This is a genomic window from Streptomyces sp. NRRL F-2580, from assembly GCF_000720115.1.
Taxonomy (GTDB): Bacteria; Actinomycetota; Actinomycetes; order Streptomycetales; family Streptomycetaceae; genus Streptomyces.
Genome location: NZ_JOIR01000017.1, coordinates 215,300 through 223,222 on the forward strand (window position 1 = coordinate 215,300; position 7,923 = coordinate 223,222).

The following is a 7,923-nucleotide window of genomic DNA, read 5'->3' on the forward strand; positions in this document are numbered from 1 at the left end:
ACCCCCGCCCTCCGATTCATTCGGAACCGAGGGCCCCGTTTGCTGTTACGCGGCCATGACAGGAGCAAGATCGTCCGCACGCACGGAGTCCATAGTTTTCTCTTCAGCAGCCCGCCACACCTGACCCGGTGCACCAGACCGAACAGACTCAACGCGGCATGCGACTCTCCGCCACTCTCCTCACCCACGCTCCAGGAGTCGTTATGCGTACCGCCCTCCGCACCTCGATCGTCACCGTCGCCCTCGCCGGCGCGATGCTCGTCCCGACCGCCGGCGCCGCGTTCGCCGCGCCCGCCACGGCCCCGCAGTCGGCCGCGGCGTCGGACAACAGCCGCTACGAGGGCAAGCCCGTCTACATCGGGGAGGGCCTGGTCGCGGTGCTGCGCAACAAGGAGGAGGGCCCCGAGGCCTGGATCCGCGAGGTCGGCCCCGACTGGAAGCCCGGCGACACCTACCTGGTCCACGTCGTGACGAAGCTGGACCGGACCCAGCCCCACGACAAGGCCAAGAGCCTGGACCTCGAACTCACCAAGGCCGCGAGCGCCAACCCCGTGCTCGTCGTCACCGCCGCGGACGGGAACGCCAAGTCCTACCCGCTGCCCGCCGGCGAGGCCGGCACGGACTGCCGGGTCGGTCCGGTCGGGCAGGACATCGGCGCGGGCATGACGGCCGAGCTGTACGTCTCCGAGCTGGGCCCGAAGGTGGTCCTCCTGGAAGCCGGCGACGGCAAGCCCTTCGACCAGCTGGACCGCACCCACCCCTCGCTGCCCGAGTCCGCGGGCATCATCGCCCGGATCGTGAACCCGAGCGGCGCCAAGCCCGTCTTCGAGTGGAAGACGCAGGGCGGCAACGACACGGTCGGCCGGGTCGCGTTCCCCGCGTTCCCCAAGGGCTGCAAGCCGAGCTACAAGTTCACCGACGACAAGCCGGTGACGAAGCCCGCCACCCCCGCCCCCACCTCCACCCCCGCTCCGGTGAAGCCGCAGACCGCGGGCCAGACGTCTGTGGTCCCCAAGGGCCCGGTGGCCGCCGGCGCCGAGCTCCCGGTCGAGACCGTCTCGGACACCGGCGACACCGCCACCATGGTGGCCGGCGGCGCTCTGATCGCCGCCTTCGGCGCCCTGGCCGCCAGCGTGGTCCTGCGCCGCCGCCGCGCCGCCCAGGGCTGACGGCCCCTCATCACCTCCCCTCCTGCCCTCCCCCGGCGGGCCACCGATCCGGTGGCCCGCCGACTGCCGTCTCCGGAGCACTCCATGGCCCACCGCGCGCGCCCGCTGCTCGCCGCCGCCCTCCTCGCCGCCGCCCTGACCGGCTGCGGCACGGCCACCTCCACCGCGCCCGCGCCCGGGACGGCCGCCCCGGGCGCCGCCGCGTCCAGCGCCCCGCCCTCGATCTCGCCCACCACCGCTCCCGCGGCCCCGGTGGCGGCCGCCCCGCTGCCCGCCTCCAAGCCCGTACGCGTACGGATCCCCGCGGCCGGTGTGGACGCCTCACCGCTGCTGGGGCTGGGTCTGGCCGCCGACGGCAGCGTGGAGGTGCCCTCCGTGGCCGACGGCGACAAGATCGGCTGGTACACGAAGGGCGTCACCCCGGGCGAGACCGGACCCGCCGTGCTGATCGGCCACTTCGACACCGCGCGCGGCCCGGCCGTGCTGAAGGACGTCGCGCGCGTGCGCGCCGGCGAGGAGATCACGGTCTCGCGGGCGGACGGCAGCACCGCCGTCTTCCGTGTCCGCGAGCTGGAGCAGGTGGACAAGAAGGCGTTCCCGACCGCCAAGGTGTACGGGGACACCGCCCGCCCCGAGCTGCGCGTCATCACCTGCGGCGGGGAGATCACCGACGGCCACCGGCCCGACAACATCATCCTGTACGCCGATCTCGTGGGCTGAGATGGCGTGGGGCAGAATCGACCCCATGAGCAGCCAGCAGCAGCCGACCGATGAGCCGGTCTACAAGGACCGGGTCTACCGCTCCACCATGGGCGTCGTCTCGGGGGTCCTGCTGCTCGCGCTGACGGCGTGGCTCTGCGGTGACGCCGTACTGCGCGGCTCGGGGAACACCCCGTGGATCGCGCTGGCGGTGGCGCTGTGCGCCGTTCCGCTGATCGTGGCGTTCACGATCCGCCCGGCCGTCTTCGCCAACGACGACCGGATGCGCGTGCGCAACCCCTTCCGGATCATCGAGCTGCCCTGGGCGGCCGTGGACGCGGTGCGCGCCGGCTACTCGGCGGAGGTGCTGGCCGAGGGGTCGAAGTACCAGCTGTGGTCCGTGCCCGTCTCACTGCGCGAGCGGAAGAAGGCGAACCGGCAGCGGCTGCGCTACGAGGGGCACCGGGACCGGGAGCAGCGCAGCCCGGGCGAGAAGCCCCGGATGCCCGCCGAGCCGATGCGGGCCGGCGCGGACCGGATCGTGGACGAGCTGCAGCGGATGGCCGAACGCGGCGCCGAGCGGGCCGGTGCCCAGGGCGGCGTGCGCGTGCACTGGTCGTACGAGATCATCGCGCCCGCCGTGGTCGGCGCGCTGGCGCTGATCGTCCTCATCGCCGTCCGCTGACCTGCCCGCAGGGGCGCCGGGTGCTCCCGGCCACACCCCCCGTCAGGGCGGAACCGGCTCTACCGGGTGGTGCGTCCTCGCAGGTGTGCAGCGTCTTGAGGCCGGCGGCAGCGCCGCCACCGCCACCGCGATCCATCTCCGTCTCCGACTCCTCGCCGGGGTCCTGCTCGCCGCCCATCTCCTGGTCGTCGGCTGGCTGACTCTGCGGCCGCTCGACGTGCCGTGGGCCGCGGCCGCCAATCTGACCCCCCTGGAGGGGATCCGGGCGGACCTCGCCTACGGGCCGCTGGAGGCCGCGCGGCGGATCGGCGAGGGGCTGGCCCTGCTGGCCCCGCTCGGGGTGCTGCTGCCGCTGGTCAACGGAAGGCTCACGCTGTCGACGCTGTCCGCGTGGTCCTCGCTGGCCCGGACCGCGGCCGCGGGCGCGCTGGTCTCGCTGAGCATCGAGATGCTCCAGACCGCCGTGCCGGGCCAGGTCGTCGACGTGGACTCGGTGCTGCTGAGCACCGTCGGCGTGCTGCTCGCGCACGTGGCCGTCGTACCGGCGCTGCGGGCGCGGCTGCGGCGTTCCCACGCCCGTTCACACACTGTTTATCAGGGGACCACCCCGAAGATTTCCAGGGTCGGGCTCGGCCCCTGGACCGACGTTCTGTCGGCGGTCCAGCGGGAGTATTGAGTCATCGCGAGGCCGTACCGGTCTTCAATACCGCGATCCCGACGAAGGAGAACCCCATGAGCGCCCTTGTCCGCCCCCGTGACGGCCGCTGGATCGGTGGAGTGTGCGCCGGACTGGCCAGGCGTTTCGGAATTTCCGCGAACACGATGCGCGTCATATTCGCGGTCTCGTGCCTGCTGCCCGGTCCGCAGTTCCTGGTCTACATCGCGCTGTGGGTGCTGCTGCCGAACGAGAAGTCCGCCTCCACCGCCTGGTGACCGGCGGCCGCGACCGGCGGCCGCCGGGACCGTCGGGACGGTCGGGAGGTCTGCCGGGTCAGCCGGCCTTCCGGACCTTTTCCAGCTGCTTGTCGGTCACTTCCTGCGGGACTTGGCCCTTCTTGTCGGCCCCCGCCACGTTGAGGGCCATCAGCCGCACGACGGTGTCGCCCTCGCGTGCGACGACCAGGTGGACCGGCGCCGAGACGCCCTGACCGGACGCGGTCGTGGTCCAGCTGACGCTCTCGTCGGCGCTCGTCCGGTAGTCGACGGCCCGCACCTCGCGGTAGCTGCCGGTCTGCTTCTCGACGGTGGCGGTGAAGCCCTTGCCGCAGGCGGCCACGGCGGCCTTGAGCCGGGCGATCAGCGTCTTGGCGTCGCTCTCGGCGTAGGAGCTGACGGAGGCGGACACGGCGAGCCCGACCTGCCTCTGGGAGCCGATGCCGCGGTTGAGGGTCTGGCGCGCGGCCGGGTCCGGCTTGTCCCCCATGATGTCGGCCAGCGGCTGGCAGGCCTTGCGGTCGGCCTGCGGCTGACCGTCCGGGGCATTGGGGTTCTTGCCCTGGGCGGAGATCTGGTAGCCGGGCAGGTCGCCCTGTTCCAGCGCGGAGCGGTCCAGCTTGGTGCCGCCGGTCTTCGGCTTGGCGGATCCCGGTGATCCCGTCGAACCGGCGGACGCCGCCGGGGCGCCGGGCGCGCCGGAGGGCTGTTCGGCGGAACCCTTGGGGTCCCGGTCCTTGTCCGTGGCGGGGGTCCCGCCGCCGCACCCCACCGCCGCGACGAGCAGGGCGGGGACCAGCGCGACCATCGTCGCTCGTGCCTTGTTGCGCATGACCAAAGACCTCATACCGCTTACGTCGGCGGGCAGTTGGTGGCGATCGTGGCACACGGCACGACGCGGCGCCCACCCGCTCGAAGGGGTGTGCGCCACGCGTGCCCGCGTGCGAATTCCGTACGGAATCAGCCGCCGAGGTTGCTGGTCGGCAGACCGCCGAGCAGACCGGTCACCGGGGCGAGCGCGGAAGCCGGGTCGCTCGACTGCTGGCCTCCCTCGGGGCTCACCTGCTGCTGGCTGGTGACGCTCTGGAGCGCGCCGGTGGCGGTGCTGGCCAGGTCGGTGAGGCCGACCGCGGGAACGGCGGCGGAAGCGGTACCGGCGGCGACGGCGGCGAAGGCGGCACCGAGAGCGGCGACACCGAGGGTCTTGGCAGCTGACTGCTTCATGAAAGGTATTCCTTGCGACGGGGAATTGAGCGGCTCCGCAAACTAGTCACTTCAAACCCTCGCCCGCAAACATCATTAAATACGAGAAAGCGCCCGGGAATTGCCTCTCCCGGGCGCTTTCAGTACGTCAATCCGTGGCCTAGGCCGATACAGAACGGCTGGTGGAAGCGGTCTGCTGGAACAGCCACTCCGACTTCAGCTCCGCGTAGCCGGGCTTGATGACCTCGTTGATCATGGCCAGTCGTTCATCGAAAGGAATGAACGCGGACTTCATCGCATTGACGGTGAACCACTGCATGTCGTCCAGCGTGTAGCCGAAGGTGTCCACCAGGTGCTCGAACTCGCGGCTCATGCTGGTGCCGCTCATCAGCCGGTTGTCGGTGTTGACCGTGAGCCTGAAGTGCAGCTTCCGCAGCAGGCCGATCGGGTGCTCGGCGTACGAGGCGGCCGCGGCCGTCTGCAGGTTCGAGGTCGGGCACATCTCCAGGGGGATGCGCTTGTCCCGGACGTACGAGGCCAGGCGGCCCAGGGTCACGGAACCGTCAGCGGCGACCTCGATGTCATCGATGATCTTCACGCCGTGACCGAGGCGGTCGGCGCCGCACCACTGGAGGGCCTGCCAGATCGACGGCAGGCCGAAGGCCTCGCCCGCGTGGATGGTGAAGTGGTTGTTCTCGCGCTTGAGGTACTCGAAGGCGTCGAGGTGGCGGGTGGGAGGGAACCCGGCCTCGGCGCCGGCGATGTCGAAGCCGACGACGCCGTTGTCGCGGTAGCGGTTCGCCAGCTCGGCGATCTCCAGCGCACGGGCGGCGTGGCGCATCGCGGTCAGCAGGGCGCCGATGCGGATGCGGTGGCCGTTGGCCTTCGCACGGCGCTCGCCCTCACGGAAGCCGTCGTTCACGGCCTCGACGACCTCTTCGAGGGTCAGGCCGGCTTCCAGGTGCTGCTCGGGGGCGTAGCGGATCTCGGCGTACACGACGCCGTCCTCGGCCAGGTCCTCGGCGCACTCGGCGGCGACCCGGAAGAGGGCGGCCTTCGTCTGCATGACCGCGCACGTGTGCGCGAAGGTCTCCAGGTAGCGCGGGAGGGAGCCGGAGTCGGCCGCTTCGCGGAACCAGATGCCGAGCTTGTCGGCGTCGGTCTCGGGGAGGTTCTCGTAGCCGACCTCGCGGGCCAGCTCGATGATGGTCCCGGGGCGCAGTCCACCGTCGAGGTGATCGTGCAGGAGCACCTTCGGGGAGCGGCGGATCTGATCCGGGGTCGGCAGGTTGGGGGTCTCGCTCGTCATCTGCGCACTCTAGCTCCTACGCGCGTAGAGCGGGGTGCCGACGGCGAGCGTCGATATGTAACAGAGACCGCGCGGACGGATGGCGTACACCTCGACGTCTGAGACTGTTCCGCCATGGCACAGCATGCGCCGCCGGCGCGCGGGGCCCGTCTGGGGCGGGCGGCCGGCGCGAGAACCGGCTCGGGTTCGACGGAAAGCCCGGTCAACGGGGTGGTGCTCCTGCTTCCCGGAGCGTCCAGATTCTCCCCCGGTCCAGTACGTCCGCTCGCGCGGGCCCTGGCCCGGGCGGGCGGGGCGGAGGGGCTGGTCACGCACACCGTCATCCACGGCGGGGAGTCGTCGCGGGAGGAGCAGGCGGGGTGGGCGGCGGACGAGGTGGTGCGGCGGTACGGGGACGTGCCGGTGTGCCTGGCCGGCTACGGCGCGGGGGGCGCGGCCGCGCTGCGCGCGGCGGGGCACGCGGCCGTCAACTCGGTTCTGGCGATGGCCCCCTGTTTAGACGGGGCGGCGACCCAGGACTCCCCTGAACCGGTGAAACAGCTGTCGGGGCGGCAGGTGTTGATCGTGCACGGGACCAACGACGCGCGCAGTGACCCCGAGACCTCCTTCCGGCTGGCGGCGCGGGCGAAGAAGGCGAATCGTTCTACCTGCCGCTTCGAGGTGCATTCGGACGGCCACGGACTGCGCGAGCACCAGGCCGAAGTGGTGTCGCTGGCCGTGGACTTCGTCCTGGGTGCGATGTTCTCGGGGCGCTACTCGCGGCCGGTGACCGACGCCCTGGCCGCGCCGCCGCCGCTGGGCCTGCGGATGCCGCTCGCCTCCGGCTTCGGCAGGTCGCTGCGCAGATGACGGCGGGTGCCGGGCTCGCGCGGGTGCGCCCGCGGCGCGAGCCCGGCACGGAGGACGGACCCGCGCGTAGAGTGGGGAAGAAGGACTCGGGCGCTTCTCCGACGGAGGCGATGACCATGGTGGGCCTGGTGTCCAAGAACTTCGACGAGGCGGACGAGACCCGGCCGTTCGAGGACGGCAAGGGCCGACTGGACCTGGTGGAGGCGGACGGCGGCATGGTCGGGCGCGCCGTCTTCGAGCCGGGCTGGAAGTGGTCCGAGCACATCAAGCCGCTGGCCGGTACGGACAGCTGCCTGGGCGACCACACCGGGTACGTCGTGAGCGGCCGCATGAAGATCGTCATGGACGACGGCGACAGCGCCGAGGTCGCGGCCGGCGACTACATCCGGATCCCGCCCGGGCACGACGCCTGGGTCGTGGGCGACGAGCAGTGCGTCGTCCTGGACTGGACGGGCTACGGAAACTTCGCGAAGCCTTCCGGCTGAGGTCCCCGCAGGCCGCCCGGCGCCCCCTGCCGGAGCAGGGCGGCGGCCCGGTCGAGGGTGCGGGCCAGCGAGCCCGCCGTCGGGGCGGTGGCGAGGACGTACGCGTGGTGGCGCGCGCCCGTCGGAGCGCTGCGGACCAGGGCGCCCGGCGGGATCTCCAGCTGCACCCGGGCCACGCCCGGCACGGCGCGGGCGGCCGCGAGCGCCGCGCGCACCCCGTCGAGGCGGCCGGGCGGGAAGTCCACGTACCGCAGCCCGGCGTGGGCGGTGCGCGGGCGGGGCACGCGCGCGGGCTCGGGCAGGCCGAGCCCGGTGGCGAGCGCGAGGCCGAGCACGTCGATGCCGTGGGCGAGCCGGAGCAGCCCCGCGAACTCCTCGGGGCCCGGGCGGGCGTGGACCCCGAGGAGGCGGGGGCCGGACGGGGTGAGGACGACGCCGGTGTGCGAGGGGCCGTCGCGGTGGCGGGCGAGGTCGAGGACGGCGCGTACGAGGGCCCGTACGGCCGCGGCGCTCCGCGGGGCCAGGGCCACCGGCAGCGCGTGGCCGGAAGCGGTGAGGCCGGGGGCGGTGAGGCCGGGGGCGGGGGTGGTG

Annotated in this window: 10 protein-coding genes and 1 pseudogene; 7 read left to right on the forward strand and 4 right to left on the reverse strand. The window is 72.6% G+C overall.

What is annotated here, in order from left to right; genetic code table 11:
- Nucleotides 1-203 precede the first annotated feature (203 nt).
- The 5 genes from IF88_RS0120745 to IF88_RS0120765 all read left to right on the forward strand — a co-directional run bounded on the left by IF88_RS0120745 (nt 204) and on the right by IF88_RS0120765 (nt 3,486).
- A complete protein-coding gene (locus IF88_RS0120745) occupies nt 204-1,169 on the forward strand; it encodes a hypothetical protein (RefSeq protein ID WP_030714296.1) in 966 nt (321 codons plus the stop codon).
- Between the two features lie 84 nt (nt 1,170-1,253).
- On the forward strand, nt 1,254-1,889 hold the full coding sequence (locus tag IF88_RS0120750) for a class F sortase (protein ID WP_030714298.1): 636 nt from the start codon (nt 1,254-1,256) through the stop codon (nt 1,887-1,889).
- Between the two features lie 25 nt (nt 1,890-1,914).
- Nucleotides 1,915-2,553 carry a PH domain-containing protein gene (locus IF88_RS0120755; protein ID WP_030714300.1) on the forward strand — a complete coding sequence of 213 codons (639 nt, stop codon included), beginning with the start codon at nt 1,915-1,917 and terminating at the stop codon, nt 2,551-2,553.
- Nucleotides 2,554-2,638: 85 nt separating this feature from the next.
- A complete protein-coding gene (locus IF88_RS0120760; protein ID WP_030714301.1) occupies nt 2,639-3,229 on the forward strand; it encodes a VanZ family protein in 591 nt (196 codons plus the stop codon).
- Between the two features lie 56 nt (nt 3,230-3,285).
- Nucleotides 3,286-3,486, forward strand: a complete 201-nt coding sequence (locus IF88_RS0120765; RefSeq protein ID WP_030714303.1) for a PspC domain-containing protein — start codon at nt 3,286-3,288, stop codon at nt 3,484-3,486.
- Between the two features lie 58 nt (nt 3,487-3,544).
- Here IF88_RS0120765 and IF88_RS0120770 read toward each other — a convergent pair whose 3' ends face one another.
- The 3 genes from IF88_RS0120770 to IF88_RS0120780 all read right to left on the reverse strand — a co-directional run bounded on the left by IF88_RS0120770 (nt 3,545) and on the right by IF88_RS0120780 (nt 5,998).
- Complete coding sequence (locus tag IF88_RS0120770; protein ID WP_234323615.1) at nt 3,545-4,318, reverse strand: hypothetical protein; 774 nt, start codon at nt 4,316-4,318, stop codon at nt 3,545-3,547.
- A gap of 128 nt (nt 4,319-4,446) precedes the next feature.
- Nucleotides 4,447-4,710, reverse strand: a complete 264-nt coding sequence (locus IF88_RS0120775) for a hypothetical protein (RefSeq protein WP_030714310.1) — start codon at nt 4,708-4,710, stop codon at nt 4,447-4,449.
- Between the two features lie 139 nt (nt 4,711-4,849).
- Nucleotides 4,850-5,998, reverse strand: coding sequence for an adenosine deaminase (locus IF88_RS0120780; RefSeq protein WP_030714312.1), 1,149 nt, complete (start codon nt 5,996-5,998; stop codon nt 4,850-4,852).
- A gap of 114 nt (nt 5,999-6,112) precedes the next feature.
- Here IF88_RS0120780 and IF88_RS0120785 point away from each other — a divergent pair, with 114 nt between their 5' ends.
- Both IF88_RS0120785 and IF88_RS0120790 read left to right on the forward strand, forming a co-directional pair.
- Nucleotides 6,113-6,847 carry a dienelactone hydrolase gene (locus IF88_RS0120785; protein WP_037806462.1) on the forward strand — a complete coding sequence of 245 codons (735 nt, stop codon included), beginning with the start codon at nt 6,113-6,115 and terminating at the stop codon, nt 6,845-6,847.
- 116 nt (nt 6,848-6,963) lie between these two features.
- On the forward strand, nt 6,964-7,332 hold the full coding sequence (locus IF88_RS0120790; RefSeq protein WP_030714318.1) for a cupin domain-containing protein: 369 nt from the start codon (nt 6,964-6,966) through the stop codon (nt 7,330-7,332).
- Here IF88_RS0120790 and IF88_RS0120795 read toward each other — a convergent pair.
- Nucleotides 7,302-7,923, reverse strand: a pseudogene (locus IF88_RS0120795) (hypothetical protein); the annotation flags it as partial. The gene IF88_RS0120790 and the pseudogene IF88_RS0120795 overlap by 31 nt on opposite strands.

Bases quoted from the DNA above. Each gene is read 5' to 3' on its own strand.
- IF88_RS0120745 (WP_030714296.1), top strand. From the start codon at position 204: ATGCGTACCGCCCTCCGCACCTCGATCGTCACCGTCGCCCTCGCCGGC.
- IF88_RS0120750 (WP_030714298.1), top strand. From the start codon at position 1,254: ATGGCCCACCGCGCGCGCCCGCTGCTCGCCGCCGCCCTCCTCGCCGCC.
- IF88_RS0120755 (WP_030714300.1), top strand. From the start codon at position 1,915: ATGAGCAGCCAGCAGCAGCCGACCGATGAGCCGGTCTACAAGGACCGG.
- IF88_RS0120765 (WP_030714303.1), top strand. From the start codon at position 3,286: ATGAGCGCCCTTGTCCGCCCCCGTGACGGCCGCTGGATCGGTGGAGTG.
- IF88_RS0120770 (WP_234323615.1), bottom strand. From the start codon at position 4,318: ATGCGCAACAAGGCACGAGCGACGATGGTCGCGCTGGTCCCCGCCCTG.
- IF88_RS0120775 (WP_030714310.1), bottom strand. From the start codon at position 4,710: ATGAAGCAGTCAGCTGCCAAGACCCTCGGTGTCGCCGCTCTCGGTGCC.
- IF88_RS0120780 (WP_030714312.1), bottom strand. From the start codon at position 5,998: ATGACGAGCGAGACCCCCAACCTGCCGACCCCGGATCAGATCCGCCGC.
- IF88_RS0120785 (WP_037806462.1), top strand. From the start codon at position 6,113: ATGGCACAGCATGCGCCGCCGGCGCGCGGGGCCCGTCTGGGGCGGGCG.
- IF88_RS0120790 (WP_030714318.1), top strand. From the start codon at position 6,964: ATGGTGGGCCTGGTGTCCAAGAACTTCGACGAGGCGGACGAGACCCGG.